This window comes from Martelella sp. K41-7 (assembly GCF_055808365.1).
Map to the genome: position 1 here is coordinate 2,578,550 of NZ_CM147867.1, position 24,641 is coordinate 2,603,190.

A 24,641-nucleotide genomic window follows, 5' to 3' on the forward strand; every position below is an offset into this window, starting at 1 on the left:
CTTATCGTCATGCCGACCGTCTGTCAAAGACTAAGTTCAAAGAAATCCGGTGCACCTGAAAAGCCCGGCCCTGCGGCGCTGCAGAAACTGCACCTGTGAAGATTTTGCGCGTTAACCATTTTTAAGAACCCTTCCTTAAGGTCCGGAGCGTAGATGATGCCATATGTCTATTTCGCGCCTCAAGATAATCTTTGCAGCACTCTGCCTTGCCGTTCTGACGGGTTGCTCGACGACCGTCAGCAATGTCGGCAACAGTTGCGCGATTTTCGCCCAGAAGAACGGAATTTTCGAGAACTGGCAACGTGATGCCGAAAAGGCCTCGCGCGAATATGGCGTCCCGGTTTCCGTTCTGATGGCGACGATCTATGTGGAATCTTCCTTCGACAGCCATGCCCGGCCGCCGCGCAAGAAGATCCTCGGCTTCATCCCCGGCCCGCGCGCCTCAAGCGCTCTCGGCTATTCGCAGGCGCTTGACGGAACCTGGGCCGAATACCAGAGCCGCACTGGCCAGCGCCGCGCCAACCGCACCGATTTCGGGGATTCAGTCTACTTCATCGCGTGGTACCATTATCAGAGCCATGTCAGAAACGGCATCGCACTGAACGACCCTTATAATCTCTACCTGGCCTATCATTCCGGCCATGCCGGTTATTCCCGCGGCGTCTGGAAAAGCCGCCCGGTCGCCAAGAGCGCCGCCGCGCGTGCGCAGAAAATGACCCAGATCTACGAAGCGCAGTTGCGCCGCTGCCGCTGAGCCCTACCCCGCAGACACTTCCTTCTCTTAACCCTTGCCCTCAGCTGCGGCAGGCGGTTGTGCCTCAACGATGAAGCAGCCCGGCTGCATCGCCGGATTGTTGCGGTAAAGCAGGGTCAGATTACCACCAAGCTTCGAATTACCCAAAGGCCGGAGCGGCGCAAGCGCGCGATCGAGATCACCGTCGGTGACAAGGCTGAGATAGGCCTCCAGCCAGGCAATGGAGAACGGCTCCTGCCGTTCCAGCCCCTGCCGGACGCTCTGCGCCTGGCCCGCTATCTCCGCGACCCTGGAAGGATCTGCGATGCCTTCAAGCGCAAACGTAACCGCATTTCGGATCGCCGTTTGCTCTTCAGGGGAGTAGCTGTAGTCATTGTGGCAGAGAAGCGCCACAGACGCCGTCAACGGTGCCAGAGCGTGGATCTGGTAGTGCAACGCATAGGTCCCGCGACGCATTTCGTAGGGCAGGCTGCCATCGGCGGCCTCGGTTGCCAGCACGGTTCGGTGGCTCTCCATTGCCCAGTTGACGAATTCCGGCTCCCTTAAGATCAGCGCGGCTTCCGTTACCGCATAGGCAGCCCACAGGCGCAAATTTCCCATCTTCGCCTTGGGTGGCGCGTCGCCATTCCAGAAGTTGATCAGGAATTCTGCATTCTGGCGAATCCAGCGCTCGATAACCGCCTTTTCCTCGGCCCTGTCGTCGGCGCTGCCGCGGACCTGGCGGTAAGCGCTGGCAATGCCGGCAACCCGTGACGCATAGGTCATCTTCGCATTGTCTGTCTCAAGCTGGCTGAACGCCCCGGCCTTGGCCCAATCAAAGATACCGGAAATGATGCAATCGGCCCGTTCTCTGGCGAGAACGGGGCTCGCCTGCACCTCATTGGCCAGTCCATCCAGAAGGCGGATAAAACTATCGGCGTCTTTCAACGCCTCATCGACATAGGCGTTGCTTTCCGTGTCGAGTTCGGATCGATCGCGGCTGCTTTCCTCATACCGGCTGCCGTAGTCGAGCGTGACCGTCGGCGCGGGGAATGCGGGACAAAGGCTGTCGTCACTTTTCGTTGCCTGCGCCTGAGCTGAAGCGCACAGAAAGCTTGCAACACCAGCAACAAGAACACCGCGGGCCAAATCGATACCGCCACGCGCGGCGCAGGCGCGCCACAATTTGAGGGGTTTTGATTGCTGATCACTGAGTTCAGCCAAGGCTCTCACTCCTAGGGTCTGTGTCATACCGTTCGCCGGTCACACTCTCGCTGGTTACCTTACACGCATGATCGAGAGCAAGTCGTCTGCCGCCTCGTTGCCGGCGCTGGCTGCGGCCTGAAGCCATAGCCTGGCCTTGTCAGGCGACGGCTCCATGCCAAGGCCAAACGCATAGGCCTGAGCAAGAATCAGCATCGCGGCCGGATCGCCTGCCGTCGCCGCTTTGTTGAGCCATCGCGCCGCCTCCGCAAGCTCGTCGTCCGTCGCAGCCCCGGCGCTGATCATCTTGGCCAGTTCGCGCATGGCAACCGGATCTCCAGCCGCTGCCGCCTCGCCATAGGCTGCCTTGAGGTCAAATTCCACAAGAACCCGGGTGGCGACGGCTTCCGGTGCATTCCCCACCTTGCTCGCAATACTGTAAAGTTCGGACGGACCTGCGCGGCGAAGTTCGCCGAGCAGCAGCTCTTCGTGCAGCGTTTCATCATAAAACGGTCCATCCCCGCTCGCATACCAGTCGAGCAATCTGCGCGATGCGGGTTGATATCCCTGACGGTGGGCGGCAACAAAGAGCTGGAAAGCAGCTTCGCGGTCTTCGAGCGAACCCAGCGCCATGTGAATGTCGGCCAACTTGACCTGCTGCCAGCCCTGCTCGGGCGAAAGTGCAAGCGCCACATCGAGCGCCGCAGCGGCATCCTCCGGCCTACCGGCCTTAAATGCGAACTCGGCCTTGCGGGCAAGCGCATTGAGATCGCAGGGCATGACCGCATTTGCCCGCTGGTAGTAGAATTGCGCGGCGGCGGCGTCCGGCGCGCGCGCGGCCGCAAACAGCAGAGCCTCAAAATCACCGAGTCGCCCAATCTCGTCCAACATTTCCGGGGATGGCTGATAATTGTTTCGGCCTGCCGCCCTGTAACCGTCGTCAAGGCGCCAGAGACTGGCCCCCTTCACTGCGCCGCCGACCTCCTCAATCAGCGCTGAAGCTGTGTCGAGAGACGCATCGTCTTCGCCAGGGTCGGCAAGATAAATTTCGGCAAGCGCGGTCATAGCATCCGGATCGCCACTTTGAGCAAGAGACTGTAGCTCGCCAAAGACCATATCGCGGCCGTCCTTATCGGGTGCAGCGGCGTAGGCAGCTTGAAGGACCGATGCGACACCTGCGGTTTTTCCGGTCATTGTGGTCCGCCACCGCGTCACAATATCCTCAAACCGGTCCGGCCTCAGGCCAGTCAGAATCGCGATCACACGACCCGCCGCCTGGCCGCTGCCTGCAAGGGCGTCGTTCTGCAGGCGTGCAAACGCTGGCGCGATAACCGTGTCCCCCAGATCATCCGGCCCGACATGATCAGGCAGAGACGGAAGGTTGTCCGGATCAAGCGATTGCCAGTCTTCCCACAGGCTAACCTCGGGTCCTTCCGGCGCACGGCAGAGCAGCGCATTTCTGAGATCACCGAGCGCAACCGATTTGCCGTGCCGCGAGACCAGCGTTTCAAGCAGTTCGATTGCATCCCTGCGGCTTTCCTCATCGCCTCGGCGGAGATCGATGCGGGCGAGCTCGAGCATGCCTTCCGTGTCGTCCCGTTCGGTGGCAGCCTTGAACAGGCCTTCGAGGGCAGCTTCCTGGGCCCAGAGCCCGCCTTCCTGCTGCAAAAGCGTGCCAAGCCGTGAAAAGGCCCAACCCGGTGCGTCGGGGAACCGGGCGAGGGCGACCAGCCGCTGGCGGTATTTCGCATCATCGTCATCCGTCCGGATACCGAGCTTTTCCTGTAACCTCACCCCTGCGGCAAGGCCGTCCTGGTTGCCGGCTTCAGCGAGTTCATCGTAAATTCGCATCGCCGACACCGGATCGGCGGGAAGAATATTCCCGTCTTCGTAGAGACGCCCCATCGCAAGCTTTGCGTCCACATTTCCGGCGTCATAGGCCTGGGTCAGGTAACGCAGGAGCAACGTATCATCCCGCTTGATCTCATCGCCGGCCAGATGGTAGCGCGCAGCCTTCCAGGCCGCGTCGGCATCGCCCAGTTCGGCGGCAAAACGATACCACAGCTCGGCAATTGCGTGGTCCTGTGCGATCGCATCGCCGGTTTCGAATGCCCGGGCGATCCGCTGCACGCGGACGCATATGCTGCTGTCGAGATTGCCGAGCAAAGTCGAAAAACCGAGTGTAAAGGCCAGTTCGGGGGTCATTTCCCAACCGGGCACAACCGTGCCGCTTGCGGTGAGTTCGGCAAGATCAAGCACGGCATTCGGATTGCCGTTATAGGCCGCCTGCAGTTTGTGCTGCAGCCCCTTCTGCTGATTTTCGGCAACGGCCCTGCCGTCCAGATAAAGATCGGCAAGGAAATTGACAACGGCAGGCGACGCCGCCGGGCCGATCGCCTCCAGTTCGGCAACGAAGCCGGTTTCGCGCAGGTCCGCAAAACGTTCGGCCGCCACATAAAGCGAAATCATATCCAGCAGATAAGCGGCCCGGCTATAATAAGGGTCGGACTCTACCCTCAGATTGTAGGCGTTCTTGATCGTGTCGAAAAAGGCGACGGCATCAACCCTGCGCAGGCGTGCCAACTCATTGTCGAGCGCGCGATAATCCATGCCGGGCGGTAAACGCTGCCCGTCCCAGGCGGACCATTGAAGCCGCAGCAGATCGTCTGACTTTCGCTCCTCACAAACCCTTGCCGCCTCGATATCCGGCGGCCTGAAATCGATAACCGGCTTTTCCGCCCACACTGGCACCGAGCCTGCAGCAAGCACAAGCGCAGCAAGTCCTGCGCGCCGCAGTCCGGCCATGGCGATCGCTGTGCGAGCACCCTTCATTGTTCTGCTCCGATTGGAGAGCAGCCTGCGGCATCGTCCGCACACTCGCCCGCTGCATAAGCGGAGAGCGTTTCCCAGGGCCGCGGCCCGAAACGTGCCAAATTACTTCCGGCCGGCACCTCCCAGACAAGAAACAACGGTGGATTTTCCTGAAAATCCTGCGATGCCAGATAGGTCATCATCGACTGGAACGGATAATCATCAACATCAGCGCGGTTCTCGACCTGCAAACCGGCATACTGCTTCAAGAAACCGTCGAAATGGCTCTGCCCGTCCGCCGAGTATTTTGACCCGACCAGCACCGCCGGCGGCGGCGCATCCGCGCCGAGCACGTTGAAGGGACGATCGGCGGCGAAGGCTTCCTCACCTGTGGTTTCGAATGTCGCGTCAACAACAGGAGGCAAGGGGTTGGCGCAATGCGCCTGGAGCGCTGTTCGCAAATCGGACGGACGCGTCATGTCGTCCTTCCGAATCGTGCTGAAACGCATCAGATTGGCCTTGCGATAGGCAGGCATCGACTTGATCTCTTTGGCAACCGCCTGTGCCGCGAGACGCGCGCCCTCCGCAGTCCAGAGCGGGTCCGCCTTTTGAAACAACACCATCTCCGCATCGGCGTTCTGAAACGCCTCCAGCAGATCGACCGTGACCACATTGGCATCACCAAGACGCGAAACAGCATCCTCGTAGATCGTCGCGTTCACGACCTCCTGATAGCCGTAAAGCCAGGCCGAGGGCGGCACCGCCTTTGGCATGGACTGGCTCCGACTCGGGATCGGAACATAGACAAGCACGGTCCCGCGTTTGCGCAGGCGCTTGGCCAGATCGCTGATGCTCTCGACCAGGGCCGGATCCGCAGCCGGCTGCATGGCAATGTCGTCCTTCACGGTGAAGAAAAAACCGTCCGGACCTTCGAGAGCTGCCGGATCTGCTGTCTCGAGACCGGTGCAGCCATATTGCGAAGATGGCTCCTGAGCCATAGCCCCGCCGGATGCTGCCAGAGCCACGAGCACGGCAGTGCCCCGCGCCAGAAAAGCGGCCTTATTCATCAGTCTCCTCCATTTCCGCCAAGCCCTCTGGATATGAGCGCAACAGGTTCTCCGCCGCCGTCCGCACACCAAGGCCCGAGCTCTCTCGCGCAATCGCCAGATACTGACGTAGCGCCCGGACTTCATCAGGATTAAGCGGTGCATGCGACGCAACACTCAGAGCCGCCTGCAATGCCATTTCGGCGTCTTTGGTGCTGACTGCCCCAGACCGAAGCAGCGCTTCGGCCATATCGGGCCGAAAGCCGAAGGGCCGCCCCTGCATATAGAGCCTCGTCAGTGCATTCACCGCCGCCCTGTTGCCAGCCTGAGCCTGCAGCAGAAGCGATCTTTCGATATTGCCGAGCTGCGCCGGAGCGATCTCTGTCTTCTCGTCGGAAAGAATGGTGACGAGATGCGACACCGCATAGGTGCGGCCGGTCGCAACCGCGACCCCGTAGTAAAATGCCGCATCGGCCTGATACGCCGGTTCCGGGTTTTCCGCCAGCCGTTCAGCCAGCTTGTATGCTGCAAGCCCGTCACCGGTATTGGCCAGAAGCCTGAGTTCATCCGCCGAGACCGGCGCCCCTGCGACGATCTTGGCCCGGATTGCCTTCAGTCGCGGCCGATTGTCATATCGAGAGGCGACATGGACGACAGGCCCCAAACCGCCCGGCATTGCAGCAACACCCTGACCGAACGCGCCGGAGAAAGCTGCAGCAGAGCCCGGCAACATCAGAAAACCGACGACAGCGAACGTCACTGCAGGCCCTGATTCAAACCGGCGGAACGCCAGGCTGCGTATGCATGGGCGATGCCAGACCACCTCAATCCCCCTCTGCAAAGGCACATCCGGGCATATCCACAAGCCGGAACATGCCCGTACTGCTGCCCTTGAAAATCAAGGGTGCGCCGCCACGCGCCGAAGAGACTTCAAACGCGGCACCCTGCTCCTTCTCATGGCTGCGCCGCCAGCCGAGATAGCGGGGCGTTTCATATTGCAACGCGCCGGAAAACAGGACAGGAAGCTGATCCGAAAAATCGTTATCGATCAACCGGAGTGTTGCGAACCGCTCAGCCGAAAGGCCTGCATTGTTTGCAATGAACCGGTTTCGCGCGATTTCGGCGACATCCGTCGGCGAAATACTGTCGTTTAGGGAAATGCCCGCCCCCTGATTGCGCACGAGCAGATTGCCGGCAATCCGGGTCCCCATGCTCTGCTCCACCAGAATGCCGTCCTTGCGGTTGCGCAGGATACCGTTTCCCCGGATATCGATACACGCGCCACCGGCAATCCAGATGCCCTGATCCGCATTGGCAAGGAAGATGTTGTCGCGGATCGTAAGGTGACCAACACCGTCCCTGCCAAGAAAGCCGCGCGCGCCACTCTGCGCCACGATATTCCCGGAAACGTCCATATCCGTGCTGGCGATTGCCAGCAGTCCGTGCAGGCCGCTTAAGACAATAACGTTGTCGCGGATGATGCCATTCTTCAGGCGCTCCAGCCTGAGGCCAATCCCGCGCGCACCGTCAATCAGGTTCCGTTCGAAGGTGAAATCATCGATACCGGTCACTTCTACCGAGCGGACATTGTCAAACACACTGTCGCGAACAATTCCGGTGCTCTTGTCCGATGCGAACATACTGGCGCCGAAGCTTACCCCGCTCATCAGCGGGCGGCTGTCAAAACCGAGATTGGAAAAACGACTTCCGGCAATAGCAGCATGACCACCGCGTGCGGTGAGGATGAACGGGTGAAAATCGCCAACCCTGGGATTGGCAGATGAACCCGCGACTGATGCGTCCGCTATCGTCAGTTCACCGGTATTGATGATGAAAGCCCCCAGCTCCGTCGCCATTTCGAGGTCGTCATCGGGCATGATGGAAAGCATTGCATTTTCCGCAATCACCAACGGAATTCTCAGCGTAAACCGACCGTTGGAACCGGATAAAAGGTCCTGCCAGCCGCGTTCGACCAGCGCCCCTGATACCGTTTCGAGCGTCGCGGTGCCTGATTGCAGAACAAGCACCTCTCCGCCCCACGGAGAAGACGCCTCAAGAAGCTCCCGATGCCCCTGACTGCCGGTCTCAAGCGCCAGGTCCAACAGGATCGGCCCCAGAAGCGCCCTGGAAAGCGTGACCGGTAATCGTTCCGCCTCCGATGAAGCGACAGCACCCGGTGTTTGCTGCCCGTCTCCGGTGTTCAGCGGCGTTTCGTCGGGATGTAAAAGCCTTCCGGCGGCCGCAAGCGAGGCGTCGATATCTTTCGTGTTCAGCGTTTCCGTCAAAGCGGTCACGTTGCTGTTGATCTCATCGAGGCCGTGACGGTCGAAAGCGCGTGCGGCAGGTGTGATCGCGAATGCTGACAACAACAGCAGCGTCAGCGCACAAAGCTTCAAACGGCTTTCGATCCCGCTCATTTCACCTCCGCAGCCGAGACCAGGCGAGGCATGGCCTGAGAGCGCGTCTGCAAGGAAACGAGCGGAGCGGTATCGTTGCGTACTTCAATCAGCCGTGACGGCAGGTCCGCACAATTGCGCAGCACGCAGGTGCTACCGGCAGCAATCCTGATTGTATCCCCCGGCGATTTCCGGGCAATATCGCCCCCGCGTTCACACTGAACAAGACCGCATCCCACCGTCAGCATGCGGTTTTCAGCCTCGATCGGCGGCAGCGTGACCGCAGCCCCAACTGCAATATCGATCTCGGAAACCCGATACCCTTTTCCGGACGAAAGCGGCGTTTCGGCGGCTTGTCTTGGAGGCTCGGAATGGACGTGCTCCTCACGTGTGCGCTGCTCCAGCATCTCCAGCACCCGCCTGACATCCTGAGTCCTGTCGAGAGAGGCCACCAGAAGCGCATCATCGGTGTCGACAATCGCCAGATTTTCGACGCCGACGGTGGCGATCAACCGTCCGGAGGCAGCACGGACATAGGCCTGGTGGGTATCGATCGGCACGACATCGCCGGTGAACACGTTGCCGTCATCATCCTTTGCGCCGATCTCGAAAAGCGAGCGCCAACTGCCGACGTCGCTCCAGGAAATCGATGCCGGCGCCAGCAGCACCTTGTCACTGTTTTCAAACACCACGCTTTCGGTCGCGGCCGCTTTCGCACTGCCGAACGGCCGATCGGCGAGCAGTGTCCGGCCGGTCTGGCGATCTGCCAGCGCCAGGGCCTCGCTGACCGCCTCGACCGTCTGCGGGTCGAGCCTGCGGTATTCGTCGATCAGTATATCCGCACGAAAAAGACTGACACCCGAGGCCCAATAGGCATTGCCTGAGGCCAGCAACTCTTCGGCCACAGACCGGGCGGGTTTCTCGATGAAGTGGGAGACGTTGCGCGCGCCTGGATAGACAGCGTTGGCACCGCTGTCGATGATATAACCGTAGCCGACCTCGGGATAACCGGGCTCTATGCCGAAAAGCACGATCCTGCCGTCTTGAGCCGGTTTCAGCATGTCCAGTATCACGCTGCTGAAGTCACCCTCGATCAGGTGATCGGACGGCAGCACCGCCATCACCGCCTCGGGATCGTGCGCGTTGACCGCAAGCGCAGCCGCCAGGACTGCCGGCCCGGTCCGGCGGGCTGTGCGTTCGATGATCAGTTCTGCATCGCGGCCGATCGCGTTCAGCTGCGCCCGCACCAGCGTCTCATAGCGTTCACCGACGCTAACATAGGGACGGCGAAATCCTTCACCGCTGTGGCGTTCGACTGTCGCCTGAAAGAAGCTCAGCGAACTGCCACCATCCACACGGTGGAACTGCTTCGGCGTATCGAGGCGTGAAAGCGGCCAGAGCCGCATGCCCACACCGCCACACATAACGAGAGGATAGATCGCGCTCATTGCAGCGTCTCCACCCGTGAACCAGCATAGGCATTGCCGATCAGAGGCCAGTCGTGCGCCCTCTCCGACAGGGATTTAGGCCGATCGAATTTCGGGATCATCGCCCGTATACTGTCGAGCAGGTTAGCATAAGGCTTGCTGGTGACCGTCAGCGCGACGGTTTTGCCGATATCACCTGCCCGCAGGGCGTCGCCGGCCGACGTAAAGCTGACAATGCTGCGCGAACCAGAACCACTCTCTTCAGCCTTTACGTCCTTTACCGTCAGGGGAAGCTTCTGACCAGTCGGGAGGGTGGCCACCGCTTCGGCGCCGAACAGCAGCATCTTCGAGAGGCCATCCGGCATGACCGCCTTTATGGTCGGCCCCGCATCGCCTGTGTTGACATAGGCAATCGGTGTGCCCGGAAGCACTGTGGCGCCTACGGTCCCGTTTTCCGTCAGCATGATGTCGCAATTGCAGGGATTGGAGAAGTTCAACACGCCGCCGCGCGCTGATTGCAGCGAGAACACCACGCCCCCTTCCACGGCCTCGGCATCGACATAGGCGATCTGCCCGGCCTCCGGTGCTGTCAGCGGCAATCCCGCCGGTGTGACGGTTGCAAGCCCCGGCACGCTGTGAACGAATATGTGATTGTGGATTGTGTAAAGCGTCAGCCCTATCAGGCCCAACGTCAGCGCTGTCACGGATAGGAGACCGACAAACTTGCGCACCCTTTCGCGGGCACTGGCGGGCTCCGGTGCCTCCGCCGGGCTGGTCTTTTTCTTGTATTCCGGCGGAATGCGCAGCACATCGTTGATCTGAACGAGATCGCCTGCCAGATAAGCGTTCATCATGTAACGAAGATGCGCCAGATGGGGGCCGGTCGGGTCCAGGAAAACCAGCTTGTAGGCACCGCTGCGGCGATATTCCAGATCGGCGCGCACCTCGATAGGCAACATGATCGAGTATCCGTCAAACTGAAAACTGAAACGTGCGATAACGTTGCGACCGGCGAGATCGGCACCGCTCCAGCCACCGACATAAGCGGCAACCAGCGATATGCCGACGCCCTCCAGTTCCCTGCCATCGACAAAAACCGAAAACGGCATCCAGATAGAGGGGTGATCGCTCTCGTGACCGCTATCGGGCAGATCGGGCGACAACCTGATTTCCTGCCCGTTTCCTGCATTCTCAGTGCGGTTTTCCTCAAGCATTGCCAAGCTCCTAAGCGCCCGAAATATCAACGAGCCAGATCATGCCAAGCAACAGCCAGCCTGCGGCGAGGGCATGAAGATAAAACGAAAAACGGTCAGAGGCCAGTATACCTCTTTTGACCGAGACTTTGGTCACGGCACTCTGGCGGGTCCATTTTTGACGGTCGAGCCGGAACAATACGTAGGTCTTGACCATAGCGCCCAATAGCTGACCGAAATAGAGCAGAAACGGATAGGTGATCGGAAACCGGCTTGCCCGGAAAGTCGAGAGCAGTGCGCAGGTCACGTAACGCGACAGCATCACCCAGGACAGATAGAATAGCAGGACATACGGATTGAACACCACTGCCGCCAGCAACATGCCGCATGGACCGGCAAGCGACGTCCACATGGACATGCGCTGATCGAGGATCGACCACCAGGTGAAATAGCCAATCCTGCTTGCCGGAAGGGCCAGGGCACGGTTGCTTGTGCGTAGAGTGTTGCCGAACCAGCGCCGCATCAGCACAACCGCGGAACCGACAAAGCTCTCTTTCGGCTGGGTCTCGACCGAAACCGTCTTGACGTCGGGCAGATAACCCATCTTGTAGCCGCGCTTCAAAAGCCAGTACCAGGTCGACTTGTCGTCACCGGTCAGAAAGTTGATGCGGCCGAACCGCCAGTGGTCGATGAAGTCGTGCTGGATGCTCTCAATGAAGGCAGGGTCGCTGGCAAGGTCTCCGCGAAAGGCCGACATGCGGCCCGTCAACGTCAGCACTCGCTCGCTCAAGCCCATGGAGGACATCATCATCTGACGCTGCGCAAAACGCAGCGCAAACCAGTCCTTGAAGGCCCGCCCTCCGGACGCTTCCGAGACTTCATCCGTCGTTACCGCACCCATGGTCGGATCAGTGAAGAACGGGGCGACCCGCGCCACGACATCCCCCGGCACGCGGGTGTCGCCATCCACCAGTAAAATGACATCCTGACGGCCGGGACTGAGGCGTGAAATCGTGCGCAGGGATGTCGCCAGAGCGTCGCGCTTTCCGGTCCCGGCGATCCGGTCGAAGGCAAGACTGACAAGGCCGGACCGACTCGCATCCGAGAGCGAGAAAATCGTCTTGATCAGCCGGACATCGCTGGCGTCGACAACGGAGGCAACAATCGTTGCACCGCCTTCCGAGCGCGCGGCGGCATCAAAGATCGAACGGTAGACCGGTCCGGTAATCAACGGATCGATCTTGTATGTGGTCACCAGAAAGAAAGCATGCGCTCGCCATTTCTGTTCCCGGTAACGCGCTTCGGCGGCCTTGCGACGACGCGGAAAGACAAGGCCAAGATAGATCTTCGCACGGGTAAAATTGATAAGCGCCCAGGAATAGCGCCAGATACCCAATGTACCAATGGTCAGAGCCAGTCCGGTGGACTGGCCCAGAACCTCGGGTGCCGCAAACAGCCCGATATTCAAACACACAAGCAGGTACAGAAGGTGATACAATGTCTTTCCTACCAGCAGATACCTTCATACGCTTCGCCCGAGACGTTCCCGGGTTTCACGCGCGTCAGATCCACCATCGGCTTTTGTCCAATAATGGCAGAAAGGGGACCGACAGCCTCTTCATAATGGTGACCGACAACAATAATATCTGACAGCGCTATCAGGGCGTTGATATCAGCCACCAGCTTCTCTTCGAGATCCTCAACCCTGTCATTGCCACGCCCAGCGCCTGCCATTTTGTCATCAAAGGCCGATTTAACAAAGGGGTCATAGATCTTTATCGTGTACCCGGCAGCCGTCAGCCGCTGGGCAAGGGCTGCGAGCGGGCTTTCCCTGAGATCATCGGTCGCGGGCTTGAAGCTGATGCCGACCATGCCGACAGTCCTGCCCTCAAACTTTTTCACAAGCGCCTCTGCCCGGGCAACCTGGTTTTCGTTCGCGGCCATGATGCCGTCCAGTAGCGGCGCGCCAACTTGGTTTTCGTTGGCCAGAAAGCGCAGTGCCCGCACATCCTTGGGAAGACAGGAGCCACCAAACGCAAAGCCCGGCCGCAGGAAATAGGGCGACATGCTGATCTTGTCGTCCGAACACAGAATTTTCATCACCTTCTGACCGTCGACACCGACACTCTTGGCAATATTGCCGATTTCGTTGGCAAAGGTAATTTTGGCCGCGCGCCAGCTGTTGCTGGTATATTTGATCATCTCCGCCGTCTTCATATCGACAGCATGGTGCTCAGCTGAAAACGCAACATTCAAGCCGGCCAGCATCGATTGCGTCACCTCGTCTAGCGCGCCGTAGACCACCAGACAGGGCTCGAAATAGTCCTTGATGGCCGAGCCTTCCCGCAGGAACTCCGGAAAATAACCGACACCAAATGTCTTTCCGGCGACCAGCCCCGACGCACGCTCGAGCTCGGGAACACAAACCGTTTCCATCGTGCCCGGTACAAGTGTGGAGCGCATGACAACGCTGTGAAAGCCCGGCTTATTGGCAATGGCATTGCCTATGGACGTGCACAGCGCAAAGACCTGTGAAAGACCAATCGCCCCGGAGGGTTCGCTCGGCGTTCCAACGCAGACGATGGATATGTCGCTTTCCGTGACGGCCGACCCGATGTTCGTGGTCGCAGAAAGCCGCCCGGCTTTTCGGTTTTCAGAGACGAGCGCGGCAAGCCCTTCTTCGACAATGGGGCTCTCGCCGGTGTTGATCGCCTCAACCTTGGCCGGATCGATGTCAACGGCAATTACCTCATGGCCTTGCTCGGCCAAGCAGGCAGCAGACACGGTCCCCGTGTAGCCGATACCAAACACACTTATTCTTGCCACACTTGCCCCCTTCGGCCCGGGAAATCGAGCCTGACAGTCAGATCCTCAGCAAAACAAAAACCGGCGGCGGCCCGCCTTTCTGAAAGAGGCCACCGCGCTGCGTTCTGGCAGATAAGGCGCGACTGTTGGCTGCGAGCCGCAAAACCGGTCCGCCTCTCACCAGATATGAGCAACATTCTCTGAAAACCTAAATATATCGTATGCAATAGTCCTTTTGTGACGAACCAACCGACCGGAGAGGCACTTTCATTCCGTCGCGGGCACCCGTTCAGTGATTGTGCCGTGGCGGTCGCGATGCAATGTCACGAAAAGAATCGGCACCAGTCAAAGTCGCGCCTTCGTCAAGTTGCGTGACAGAATTACGGTAGATCTGCTGCCACGGTGTAGCATCCGGCGGAGTTTCGGGAAGTCCTTCCGTCTTTCGCCGGGCGATCTCGGCATCATCGACCAGCATGTCGCAAGACCCCAGGTTGAAATCGATGCGGATGATATCACCCTCGCGCAGAAAGGCGAGTCCGCCGCCGGCGGCACTTTCCGGTGAAGCATTGAGAATTGACGGGCTGTCAGCCGTTCCCGACTGGCGACCGTCCCCGATGGTCGGCAAGCTCGTTATGCCCTTTTGAATGAGGCGATCCGGCGGCTGCATGTTGACCACTTCAGCAGATCCCGGCCAGCCGCGTGGGCCGGCACCGCGGATAACCAGAATAGAATTTTCGTCGATATCGAGTGCCGGATCGTTGATGCGGGAATGATAGTCTTCCGAACCGTCAAAAACCACGGCCTTGCCTTCGAACACGCCCTCCTTTCCTGGGATGGAAAGGTAGCGCCTGCGGAAATCCTCGGAGATGACGCTCATTTTCATGATGGCGAAATCGAACAGATTGCCTTTCATCACCAAAAAGCCTGCCCGCTCCTGCATGGGTTCCGAAAAAGGCCTGATCACCGCGCGGTCACTTGCCTGCCGACCCTGAAGGTTGTCCGCCATGGTCTGCCCCGTGACTGTCGGACAGTCATCGGCAAGAAGGCCAGCCTGAAGGAGTTCCCACATGATGGCAGGAACGCCGCCTGCGCGATGGAAGCGCTCGCCCAGAAACTCTCCTGCCGGCTGGACATTGGCCAGAAGCGGAATATCGAAACCATAGTCCTGCCAGTCGGATGTCTTGAGATCGACACCAGCGTGGCGTGCGATGGCAGTCAGATGCGGCTGGGCGTTGGTGGACCCGCCGATTGCCGAATTGACCCTGATCGCATTCAGGAAGGCATCCCGGGTCAGGATATCGAGCGGGCGGATGTTTTCCTTGACCAGTTCCACAGCGCGCCGGCCGGTGCGGTAACCCATCTGCCCGCGCTCGCGATAGGCCGCCGGGATGGCCGCGCAGCCCGTCAGCGACATGCCGAGCGCCTCGGCAATAGCATTCATGGTCGAGGCCGTACCCATGGTGTTGCAGTGGCCGACCGACGGCGCGGACTCAAGCGCGGCCTCCAGAAACTGCTCGCGGGTGATCTCGCCTGCGGCAAGCTTGCGGCGTGAACGCCAGATCACCGTGCCGGAGCCGACAAGCTCGCCGTCATACCATCCGTCGAGCATCGGGCCACCGGAATAAACGATTGCCGGAATATTCACGGTGGCGGCGGCCATCAGCGCAGACGGCGTGGTCTTGTCGCAACCGGTTGTCAGCACCACCCCATCGAGCGGATAGCCATAGAGGATCTCAACCAGACCGAGATAGGCGAGGTTGCGGTCCAAAGCCGCCGTCGGACGCTTGCAGTTTTCAAACAGCGGATGCGAGGGAAACTCGATCGGGATCCCCCCGGCATCGCGGATGCCGTCGCGCACCCGCCGCGCAAGGTCGAGATGATGCCGGTTGCAGGGATTGATGTCGCTGCCGCTCTGGGCAATGCCGATGATCGGCTTGCCGGAACGCAACTCTTCCGGCGTGGTGCCGTAATTCATGAAGCGCTCCAGATAGAGCGCCGTCATATCCGCATGATCCGGATTGTCGAACCAATCCTGCGAGCGCAAACGACGTTGCGACATATCTCTTCTCCTATCACTCAAAACCCGCCGGCAAGGCGTCGCAACGCCGATGCAGGCGGTCATTACAAATGGCGCCGGACCGACCTCAAAGCGCCCCTCCCCGGGCGACACCATTTCTCATGTCCTGCCTTCATATGATCAGAAATCGGTGACTGATGCACGTCCTTTAGACGCCTCAGGCAACACACTTCATCACCCCGCGCACCCCGCCCCACTCGTTGAAAAAAGCGTATCGCACCGGAACGATCGACGCCAGCGCCCGTTGTAAAGACATCGAATTCAAACGGAGTAGAAGCAATGAACGGTATTATTTACCTCGTAGGACTTGTTGTCGTCGTCATGTTCATACTTTCCGTTCTGGGCCTGGCATAAGGGCGCGTCATGACAGAGCAGGAAAACATTCCCAAAACCACCACGCCCCAGCCAGGCGTCTCATACCTTGAATGGGGTGCGATCTTCGGCGGCGCAGCCATTGCCGCCGCAATTGCCACAGTCCTCAGCCAGTTCGGCGCAGGCATAGGACTAGCTGCCAGCGATGCGGGGCCGAGCGAAGACGGACTGTCATGGGCACTCTTTCTCATTGGCCTCTGGTTGATCCTCGTCGCCTTTGCCAGCGCATCTGCGGGCGGCTATGTCGCCGGACGTATGCGTTCGCATTTTGGAGATGGCACTGCCGATGAAAGCGAATTCCGCGATGGCATCCACGGTATCGTCGTGTGGGCGCTGTCTACGCTGGTTCTTGGTGCGGGCTTCGCCATGATCTCGGCGATTTCGGGTCTTGGCGCTTCACAGGCAAGCGTCGAAATGACGGAGGAGATGATGCGCATGACACAGCACGCCTCAGTGATCACCGCTTTCGGTTCGGCAGCTGGCGCTAGCCTGGGGGCTGCCGGCGCACTGGTTTGCCGGTGTTGCGGGTGGCAAACACCGCGACGAAGGACTTTCGATCCACAGTTTCGTGCCGATGGCTTTTCGCCGCAAGGCCTGAAAAAAACCGACCGCTAAACTTCAGAGAAACGGACCTTGATGAAAGGTCCGTTTCTTGGTGTCTGATTACCAGCGAAACGCGGCCTGAGGTTTAAAGCCACATGAGGGGCAAAACATTATATGAGCATCGTACGGAAGCTGACCCTGATCTTCGGCTTGATGGCCCTTTCGGCAGGACTGCCGAACACCACCGCTGCGCAGACGCAAGCTCAATCGACAGAAACCGCAACCGGCATGCAGGGGTCCTCGGATGCCGCCATCGCCGCGCGACTTGGCGGAATATTCGACCAGATCGACGGCCTTGAAAGCGTGGACGCGACTGTCAGGTCCGGCGTGGTCAGCCTGCGCGGTAAAGTGCAGGAAGCACGGTTTTCGACCCGCGCCGCAGAGCTTGCCACCAGGGTTGACGGCGTGGTCGCCGTCAACAATGAGATCGTTGAGGAAACCTCGGTCGCGGAGCGACTGGTCCCGGTCTTCGAGCGTCTCGAGGCACGCAGTTTTCAGGCGCTGAGTTATCTACCGTTGCTGCTGGTTGCGGCCCTTTCCTGGGCGCTGGTCGCCTATTTTGGCGTTTTTGTCGCCAGCCGCCAATGGCCATGGCGCGGCATCGCGCCGAATTCATTTATCGCGGATCTTTTGCGACAGGTGGTCAGGATCGCGTTCATCGTTATCGGCGGGGTGCTGGCGCTCGATATTCTGGGCGCGACGGCACTGCTCAGCACGCTTCTGGGGGCTGCCGGCATTGTCGGGCTAGCCGTCGGCTTTGCCGTGCGTGACACCGTGGAAAACTATATCGCCAGTATTCTTCTTTCCATCCGCCAGCCATTCCGCCCGCAGGACTTCGTCAGGATCGACAATTTCGAGGGTTTCGTGATCAGCCTCACCTCGCGCGCCACCATTCTGATGGAAATCGACGGAAATCATATCCGCATCCCGAACGCGACCGTATTCAAGAGCGTGATCATCAATTTCACGGTTAATCCGCAACGGCGCCTCACCTTCGAAGTGGGCGTCGACGCCAACAGCGATCTCGATCGCGCGCTGAAGATCGGACTCGGCGCCGTGTCGCGTCAGGACTTCATCCTCAGCGAGCCTGCCGCCGATGCCTGGATCGGGGCACTCGGTGATTCCAATGTGATACTGGTCTTTGTCGGTTGGGTGGACCAGACAGCTACCGATTTGCTCAAGGCCCGGTCCGAGGCCATGCGGCTCGTAAAACGGGCGCTTGAGACCAACGGTTTCTCTCTGCCAGAACCGACTTATCGCCTTCGTCTCGATGACGATATCCAGACCGCATTGTCATTGCCATCGGCAGATCTTTCCACCGGTCGCAGCAAAAAAGCCGCACCCGCGGCAACCGAGCCGGAGACGGCGCAGGACACCGCGGTCGACACAGACCTGCACAGGCGGGTCGCGGCCGAGCGTCACCAGAAAGGGCGCGGCGACCTGCTCGATGAAAACGCGCCCAACGAATTCGGCAAGGGGTGAATTCAGGCATCCTCGATGTTGATTTCGCGCCAGATGGCCTCTGCAAAGGAATAGACGGCAAACAGCATCACGCCGACACCAAGGGCTGCCAGCAGAAATGCGCCGAAGGGAAGATCCTGGGTGTATTCCAGAGCATCCTTGAGCCCCGGTGTGCCCGAGCCATCCTCGCTTGTCAGACCGCGCAGAACCAGCATCACCGCGAGAATCGCAAAGACACAGCCACGTGCCGTCAGCCCCGTGATAGAGATGGGATGAAGCCACTCCATCACCGCGTCCGAGGCTTTAAGATGATCGGCATATTTGCGCTTGCAGGCCTTCACCCAGTGCGCGATCGCGACACCGGCAAAGATTGCGGCAAGTCCGAGGGATACAGGGCGAGAACCGAAGAAGCCGGCGAGCATTTCGGCCGGCGACGATCCGCCGCCCTCTCCACCGCCAGCATTTGAAACGCCGACCAACGACAAGGCGTAAAGTGCAAGCAGTCCATAAGTGACCGCACTGGAAAGCAGTCCGGCACGCACGGCAAGCCCTTTGACGCCGAGGCCGTGGTCATCCGGATCCATAATGGACTGAAACAGGCGCCAGACACCGTAACTGACAAGTCCGACAATGAGAGCGGCGATCAGGACAGCGCCGAAAGGCTGTTGGAGGAGGGTTTGCAGGGCACCTTCCGTATCCTTGTTTTCTGCCGCGCCAATTGCCGCCAGGACCGCGAAAAGCCCGATGATGGTATAAACAAGCCCACGGGCGAAGTATCCTGTGCGGGCCAAATGCCTGATCCATTTCGAGCCTTTTGTCATCCGGCGCTTCCCTTTGTTGTGGTTCCTGGAAGCAACGTACGGTTTAGGACATTGTTCCTGACAAGGGGGACAACGGAGCGGGCTGCAAGGCCGCCGCCTGAGTTTTGTACGACGAAAGTGGAAGACACGGGACCGCCAAAGGTCGTGACTTGTCTTGACCCTCCGGCCGAAAGCGCTAAAGTTCACAAAAGAGGCAGGCTGAAAAAATGCCTAATGAACCTGCAGGCCGACGGGAGGAGATCCATCGGTTTAGACCCGTATGGCGCGAGACGCACCATGATCTGGCGACGGCTGCACGTTCGACCAGTTCGTTTCGCTCGTCTGCACGGCGAAGAAAACGGATAACGACCCTTTTCGGGCCATGGAGGAAAGCCGAACGATGGTTTTCCGTTGTAAATGAGTGGAGGACGAAGATGAAGACCCTGACGAAACTGACGGCGGTGTTGTTGCTCTCGGCGAGCGCGGCATCGATGGCCCAGGCGGAAACGATCCGCTTCTGGACAACGGAAGAGCAGCCCGAGCGGCTGGCCAAACAGCAGGAAATCGCCGATGCCTTCATGGAAGAGACCGGCAATGAGGTGCAGGTCATTCCTGTGACGGAATCCGAACTCGGTACCCGCGCCACTGCAGCCTATGCCGCCGGCGACCTGCCCGATGTCATCTATCTGACCGTTCAGTATGTGCTGCCCTGGGCGGAAGCCGGCATTCTTGACGCTGAAATCAATGACGAGATCGTCAATGACCTCGGCCTGGACACGTTTGCGCCCGGCGCCATCGAAATGGCCCAGTTCGAGGGCATGACCGCCGCCGTTCCGGTTGACGGCTGGACTCAGATGATCATCTACCGCAAGGATCTGTTTGACGAAAACGGCCTCGCCCCGCCGGATTCCTTCGAGAATATTGCGACCGCTGTCGAAGCGCTGCACAATCCGCCGGACATGTACGGTTTCGTGGCCGCCACCAAGATCGACGAGAACTTCATGAGCCAGGTGCTGGAACATGTGTTCCTCGCCAATGGCGTCACGCCGGTCGATGAAAACGGCTTCAAACCGCTGGATGAAACGAAAACCATCGAGGTTCTCGACTTCTACAAGACGCTGGCCGATGCCTCGCCTGCCGGCGAACTCTACTGGCAGCAATCGCGTGCGCTTTATTTCGACGGCAAAGCGGCGATGATCATCTGGTCGCCCTTCATTCTTGATGAGCTGGCCGGCCTTCGCGACAGTGCGCCGCCGACCATCAACGACGACCCGACCTCCAACGCGCTGGCGCAGGTGACCGATGTCGTCACCACCTTCTCGGGCCCGTCCAATCCGGATGGCGCGGCCTGGGCCGATATCCGCTATCTCGGGGTGACGGCGGATGCCACCGATCTCGACATCGCCGCCGATTTCATCAAGTTCTCGATGAATGAGGGCTATATGAATACGCTGTCGATGGCGCCGGAAGGCAAGTTCCCGGTCCGTCGCGGCACGACGGACGAGCCCAGCAAATTTGTCGATGAATGGGCGACACTGCCGGTCGGCGTCGATCGCAAGGCGCCGCTTGCCGATCTCTATCCGCAAGAAACGGTGCAGAAGATCGTCACCGGTCTTGAGACCGCCAACCGCTGGGGCGTGAAGGAAGGTCAGCTGGCGCTCGCCTCGAAGATGATCAACAGCCAGATCATCAATCAGGTCGTGCGCGAGTATATCGACGGCGAAATTTCGGGCGAAGAAGCCGTCGAAATGCTGAATTCGGAGCTTTCCGGGATCAACTGATCCCGAAGCCAGAACCAACCACCGGGCGCTTCAATAGCGCCCGGCTCGTTCACTTCCGAAGGCTGATCCAATGTCCGACATGACCGACAAGGCGGAAACCGCGCCGAAGCCGCCGAAAACCTATGGACGGATGGCGCGTCGCGAGATGCGCTTCGCCTATTCGATGCTGGCGCCGACCTTTCTGATCGTGCTGGCCGTGGTGCTGCTGCCGCTGATCGCGAATTTCTGGATTTCCTTCAAGCCGGTCACGCTGTCTGATCTGCGCGCGCCGGAACTCAACATCAATGAACGCCTGCGCGGCGATCTCGAACAGGCAGGCGATACTGCCGAGCTCGAATACCGCCTGCGCAACACCTCCCAGAAAGCCTCGATCTACCAGGCCGGCTTCGTCGATATCATCCCCGATGGCCTCGAAGTCAGCGGTCTTGACGAGCGCTGCACGCTTTCCGGCCGGAAACTGACCTGCACGCTGGGCGATCTGCCGGAAAAGTTCCGCGACCGTATCCGTCTGCAGGTGATCGCCGACACTGCCTATCTGACCTCGCCGGAAAACCCGCGCGACAGCGCCGCGGCGGCCTTCGGCAAATCGGACAATATCCTCACCAATTTCTCGTTCACGCTGGACAATTTCAAGCGCATCTTTTCATCCCCTGATTTCTGGAAGGTTCTGCGTGTCACCTTCTATTATACGGTGTTCGGCACGGCGAGCGCGCTGGTGCTGGGGCTGTTTGCGGCCCAGCTTCTGAACCAGAACTTCAGGGGCCGTTCCATGCTGCGCGGGCTTTTCCTGTTTCCCTATGTGGCACCGGTGATCGCTGTCGCCTTTACCTGGGTGATACTGCTCGATCCCTATTCCGGCACGCTGAACGCGCTTCTGCTACGCTCCGGCATGATCGGAACACCGATCGATTTCTTTGGCCAGCGCGATGTCGACATCTCGATCTTCGGTCTGACCTTTCAGTTCCCGGTGGCGCTGACGACGGTGATTGCGTTTGAGGCGTGGCGCTATTTTCCGCTCTCCTTCCTGTTCATCCTGGCGCGCATGCAGGCGCTTTCCACCGATGTCTACGAGGCGGCCGAGATTGACGGCGCAACCCCGCTGCAGCAGTTCTGGTACATCTCGCTGCCCCAGCTTGTCGGCATTCTTGCCGTGCTGTTCCTGCTGCGCTTCATCTGGACCTTCAACAAGTTCGACGACATCTTCCTTTTGACCGGCGGGGCCGCCGGCACCAGAACGCTGACGGTCGATGTCTATGAACAGGCCTTTGCCGTTTCCAACCTCGGCGCGGGCGCGGCGGTTGCCGTGGTGGTGTTTGCGGTGCTGCTGTTCTTCTCGCTGGTCTTCTTCAAATTCTCACCGCAGGATGATGGATGATGCGTATCGGAACCGGTTTCATCGCCGCCATTCTTGTCGGAGCCTTCTGGGGCATTGTCTGGATGATCGTCATCGGCCTGGTGTTCACGCTGTTTTCCGGTGAGCCGAGCGCACCCCCGATAGGCATTGCCGGGCTTGCCGGCGCCATCGGCGCGATGATCTATTCGCTCGCACCGGTCAAGACCCGTGACACGCCGAAAAGCCGGGGCGCCAAGGTGCAAGCGAGCATGGTGATCGCGATCTTCACCGTCCTGATGCTTGCGACCTTCGGCGAACCCTTCGGCCTTTCGCTTGCCTATACGATATTACCGCAGTTGGCAGCCCTTGCCGCCTTTATCGCTGCCGTCTGGTGGTCGATCGTCGCGGTTCTGCACGACCAGTCATCGGGCAGGATCGGCCGCTATCATCTGGAAGTGGTCTTCCTGCGCTTCATGAAGGGGCTTGGGCTGACGCTGTTCACCATCGTAGTCGCCCTTCCCTTCTATGTGATGGTGATGACGAGCTTCAAAAGCCAGCAATCACTGATCTCCAATCCGCTTGACCTGTCGATTGATCTGACCCAGGGGCTATCGGGGCTGTTCAATTCCTATATCGAGCTGTTCACCGTCTATTCCTTCGGCACATTCCTGATGAACTCGGCGATCGTATCGGTCGCAACGGTCGTCATCACGCTGGCCTTCGCCGTGCCTGGCGCCTATGCCGTGGCGCGGCTGAGATTTCCTGGACAGGCCTTCCTGTCGCGCTCGATCCTGATGATCTACATGGTGCCGGCCATCGTTCTGGTCATTCCGCTTTATTCGGTGTTCTCGCAGCTCGGACTCAGAAATTCGCTGATCGGGCTGATGATCGTCTACCCGGCGACCACCATTCCCGTCGCGCTCTATATGTTGCAGGGTTATTTCCGCGGGCTGCCGTCCGAACTGGAAGAAGCCGGGCTGATGGACGGGCTGAAGCGCCCCGGCGTGATCCTCAAGATCACGCTTCCGCTGGCCCTGCCCGCGCTGGCCTCCGTCTCACTCTACGTCTTCATGATTGCCTGGAACGAGTTTCTGTTCGCCTTCATGTTCCTGGATGATGTTAGCATGTTCACGCTCTCGCGCGGGGTCGTTTCACTGAACTCATCCGAAGTGCCGCGCCAGCACCTGATGGCGGGTGCGGTGATCGCGACCGTGCCGGTGCTGTTCATCTTCCTGTGGTTCGAACGCTTCCTGGTCGCGGGGCTGACAGCCGGCAGCGTGAAAGGATGACGATGCAAGTCTCTCTCAAGCAACAGGCGATCGACATTCTCCGCATGAATGACCGCGGCGGCTACACCGTGCCGACGGCAAGGCTTTATCCCTATCAGTGGGAATGGGATTCCGTGTTTGCCGCACTCGGCTTTGCCACCTTTGACCGCAACCGCGCCTGGGAAGAAATCGAGACGCTGTTTTCCGGCCAGTGGGATGATGGCATGGTGCCGCACATCATCTTCCACAAGACAGACCCCGATTATTTTCCCGGCCCGGAAATGTGGAAATCCAACACCATCCCGCCGTCATCCGGCCATTCCCAGCCACCGGTTGCAGCCAGCGCCATGCTGACAATGATGAAGACCGGCGGCGCGGTGGACCGGGAACGCACCAAAGCGCTGTTTTACAAGCTTCACGCCTGGCATCGCTGGTTCCACACCTATCGCGACCCGGACGAGAACAGGGGTCGTCGGCATCATCCATCCGTGGGAATCCGGCCGTGACAACTGCCCGGACTGGGATATCGGCATGGCGCAGATTGCGGTGCCTGAGGATCTCGGTGATCTGCCGCGCCGCGACATTACCCATGTGGACCCGTCCGAACGGCCAACGGTGGAACAATACAACCGCTATCTCACCATCGTGAAATTCGGTCAAGCGTGCAAATGGGACCACCTGGAAATCGCCCGCAACGGTCCGTTCTTCATGGTTGATCCCTGCGTCCAGTTCGCGCTGATGCGCGGCGATCGCGATCTTGCCGAACTGGCGGACGACTTTAACGAACCCGGTATCCGCGATGAGGCGGAAAGCTGGCTGAAGCATTCGAAGCAGGGATGCAACAGCTTCTGGAGCGACGACGTCAACGGTCATGTCGCCAAAGATCTGCGCTCGGGCAGCCTTTCGACCGCGTTTACAAACGCTTCGGCAATGGCGCTTTATGCCGATGCAGGAAGCGCCGAACAGCAGGCGCGTGTGACGCAGGAAATCGCCGCCGTTCTCGACTGTTGCTCCTTCGGCTTTCCAAGCTGGGACCCGCGCCACCCGCAATTTGAAAGCCGGCGTTACTGGCGCGGACCGATCTGGTCAGTGGTCAACTACATGATCGGCATCGGGTTGGCCGAAAAGGGCCACGATGCCATTGCCGAACGGATACGCAATGACACGCGGCGCGCTGTCGAGAAATCCGGCTTTTTTGAGTATTTCGACCCGATCTCCGGCGAGGGTCTTGGCGGCAAGCTGTTCACCTGGACAGCGGCGATCCATCTCGCCTGGGCCAATCCGTCCGGGCTCGCGGGCGACGACATGTTGCAGGCAGGCTGAAGGAGAATA

19 protein-coding genes are annotated in these 24,641 nt (G+C 59.6%); 8 read left to right on the forward strand and 11 right to left on the reverse strand.

From position 1 onward, the window contains the following. Positions 1–163 precede the first annotated feature (163 nt). Complete coding sequence (locus AC0L7L_RS12250) at positions 164–754, forward strand: transglycosylase SLT domain-containing protein (protein WP_272212213.1); 591 nt, start codon at positions 164–166, stop codon at positions 752–754. 27 nt (positions 755–781) lie between these two features. Here AC0L7L_RS12250 and AC0L7L_RS12255 read toward each other — a convergent pair whose 3' ends face one another. The 10 genes from AC0L7L_RS12255 to AC0L7L_RS12300 form a co-directional block, all read right to left on the reverse strand. Continuing rightward, the gene (locus tag AC0L7L_RS12255; RefSeq protein WP_473509253.1) at positions 782–1,957 is read right to left on the reverse strand and encodes an alginate lyase family protein; all 1,176 of its coding nucleotides are present in this window, start codon (positions 1,955–1,957) and stop codon (positions 782–784) included. A 54-nt stretch (positions 1,958–2,011) separates the two neighbouring features. Then, the gene (locus tag AC0L7L_RS12260; RefSeq protein ID WP_473509255.1) at positions 2,012–4,768 is read right to left on the reverse strand and encodes a hypothetical protein; all 2,757 of its coding nucleotides are present in this window, start codon (positions 4,766–4,768) and stop codon (positions 2,012–2,014) included. Continuing rightward, positions 4,765–5,814 carry an alginate O-acetyltransferase AlgX-related protein gene (locus AC0L7L_RS12265; RefSeq protein ID WP_473509257.1) on the reverse strand — a complete coding sequence of 350 codons (1,050 nt, stop codon included), beginning with the start codon at positions 5,812–5,814 and terminating at the stop codon, positions 4,765–4,767. The genes AC0L7L_RS12260 and AC0L7L_RS12265 overlap by 4 nt, the downstream gene beginning before the upstream one ends. Then, the gene (locus AC0L7L_RS12270; RefSeq protein WP_272212221.1) at positions 5,807–6,553 is read right to left on the reverse strand and encodes a hypothetical protein; all 747 of its coding nucleotides are present in this window, start codon (positions 6,551–6,553) and stop codon (positions 5,807–5,809) included. Before AC0L7L_RS12270 ends, AC0L7L_RS12265 begins: the two co-directional genes overlap by 8 nt. A 64-nt stretch (positions 6,554–6,617) precedes the next feature. Next, a complete protein-coding gene (locus tag AC0L7L_RS12275; RefSeq protein ID WP_473509259.1) occupies positions 6,618–8,210 on the reverse strand; it encodes a right-handed parallel beta-helix repeat-containing protein in 1,593 nt (530 codons plus the stop codon). Further along, on the reverse strand, positions 8,207–9,637 hold the full coding sequence (locus AC0L7L_RS12280; RefSeq protein WP_473509261.1) for a mannose-1-phosphate guanylyltransferase: 1,431 nt from the start codon (positions 9,635–9,637) through the stop codon (positions 8,207–8,209). The genes AC0L7L_RS12275 and AC0L7L_RS12280 overlap by 4 nt, the downstream gene beginning before the upstream one ends. Further along, complete coding sequence (locus AC0L7L_RS12285; RefSeq protein WP_473509263.1) at positions 9,634–10,830, reverse strand: hypothetical protein; 1,197 nt, start codon at positions 10,828–10,830, stop codon at positions 9,634–9,636. Before AC0L7L_RS12285 ends, AC0L7L_RS12280 begins: the two co-directional genes overlap by 4 nt. Positions 10,831–10,840: 10 nt before the next feature. Beyond that, the gene (locus AC0L7L_RS12290) at positions 10,841–12,307 is read right to left on the reverse strand and encodes a glycosyltransferase (RefSeq protein WP_473509265.1); all 1,467 of its coding nucleotides are present in this window, start codon (positions 12,305–12,307) and stop codon (positions 10,841–10,843) included. Positions 12,308–12,315: 8 nt separating this feature from the next. Then, positions 12,316–13,635: a nucleotide sugar dehydrogenase gene (locus AC0L7L_RS12295; RefSeq protein ID WP_272212230.1), complete on the reverse strand. Its 1,320-nt coding sequence runs from the start codon at positions 13,633–13,635 to the stop codon at positions 12,316–12,318. A gap of 268 nt (positions 13,636–13,903) precedes the next feature. Continuing rightward, positions 13,904–15,673 carry an IlvD/Edd family dehydratase gene (locus AC0L7L_RS12300; protein WP_473509267.1) on the reverse strand — a complete coding sequence of 590 codons (1,770 nt, stop codon included), beginning with the start codon at positions 15,671–15,673 and terminating at the stop codon, positions 13,904–13,906. 381 nt (positions 15,674–16,054) lie between these two features. Between AC0L7L_RS12300 and AC0L7L_RS12305 the strand changes: the two genes are divergently transcribed. Both AC0L7L_RS12305 and AC0L7L_RS12310 read left to right on the forward strand, forming a co-directional pair. Beyond that, entirely contained in the window at positions 16,055–16,678 is a 624-nt protein-coding gene (locus AC0L7L_RS12305; RefSeq protein ID WP_473509269.1) for a hypothetical protein, read from the forward strand. Between the two features lie 102 nt (positions 16,679–16,780). Continuing rightward, positions 16,781–18,148, forward strand: coding sequence for a mechanosensitive ion channel domain-containing protein (locus tag AC0L7L_RS12310; RefSeq protein WP_473509270.1), 1,368 nt, complete (start codon positions 16,781–16,783; stop codon positions 18,146–18,148). 2 nt (positions 18,149–18,150) lie between these two features. On the opposite strand, the gene AC0L7L_RS12315 is transcribed toward AC0L7L_RS12310, so the two are convergent. Beyond that, positions 18,151–18,948, reverse strand: coding sequence for a DUF1206 domain-containing protein (locus tag AC0L7L_RS12315; RefSeq protein ID WP_272212233.1), 798 nt, complete (start codon positions 18,946–18,948; stop codon positions 18,151–18,153). A gap of 413 nt (positions 18,949–19,361) precedes the next feature. Here AC0L7L_RS12315 and AC0L7L_RS12320 point away from each other — a divergent pair, with 413 nt between their 5' ends. The 5 genes from AC0L7L_RS12320 (at position 19,362) to AC0L7L_RS12340 (ending at position 24,632) form a co-directional block, all read left to right on the forward strand. Further along, positions 19,362–20,708 carry an ABC transporter substrate-binding protein gene (locus tag AC0L7L_RS12320; RefSeq protein WP_272212234.1) on the forward strand — a complete coding sequence of 449 codons (1,347 nt, stop codon included), beginning with the start codon at positions 19,362–19,364 and terminating at the stop codon, positions 20,706–20,708. 70 nt (positions 20,709–20,778) lie between these two features. Next, positions 20,779–22,083 (forward strand): carbohydrate ABC transporter permease, encoded by a 1,305-nt coding sequence (locus tag AC0L7L_RS12325; protein WP_473509273.1) that lies wholly within the window; start codon positions 20,779–20,781, stop codon positions 22,081–22,083. Next, a complete protein-coding gene (locus AC0L7L_RS12330; RefSeq protein ID WP_473509275.1) occupies positions 22,083–23,330 on the forward strand; it encodes a carbohydrate ABC transporter permease in 1,248 nt (415 codons plus the stop codon). The genes AC0L7L_RS12325 and AC0L7L_RS12330 overlap by 1 nt, the downstream gene beginning before the upstream one ends. After that, on the forward strand, positions 23,327–23,815 hold the full coding sequence (locus tag AC0L7L_RS12335; RefSeq protein WP_473509277.1) for an MGH1-like glycoside hydrolase domain-containing protein: 489 nt from the start codon (positions 23,327–23,329) through the stop codon (positions 23,813–23,815). The genes AC0L7L_RS12330 and AC0L7L_RS12335 overlap by 4 nt, the downstream gene beginning before the upstream one ends. Then, positions 23,790–24,632, forward strand: a complete 843-nt coding sequence (locus AC0L7L_RS12340; RefSeq protein WP_473513910.1) for an MGH1-like glycoside hydrolase domain-containing protein — start codon at positions 23,790–23,792, stop codon at positions 24,630–24,632. Before AC0L7L_RS12335 ends, AC0L7L_RS12340 begins: the two co-directional genes overlap by 26 nt. Positions 24,633–24,641 lie beyond the last annotated feature (9 nt).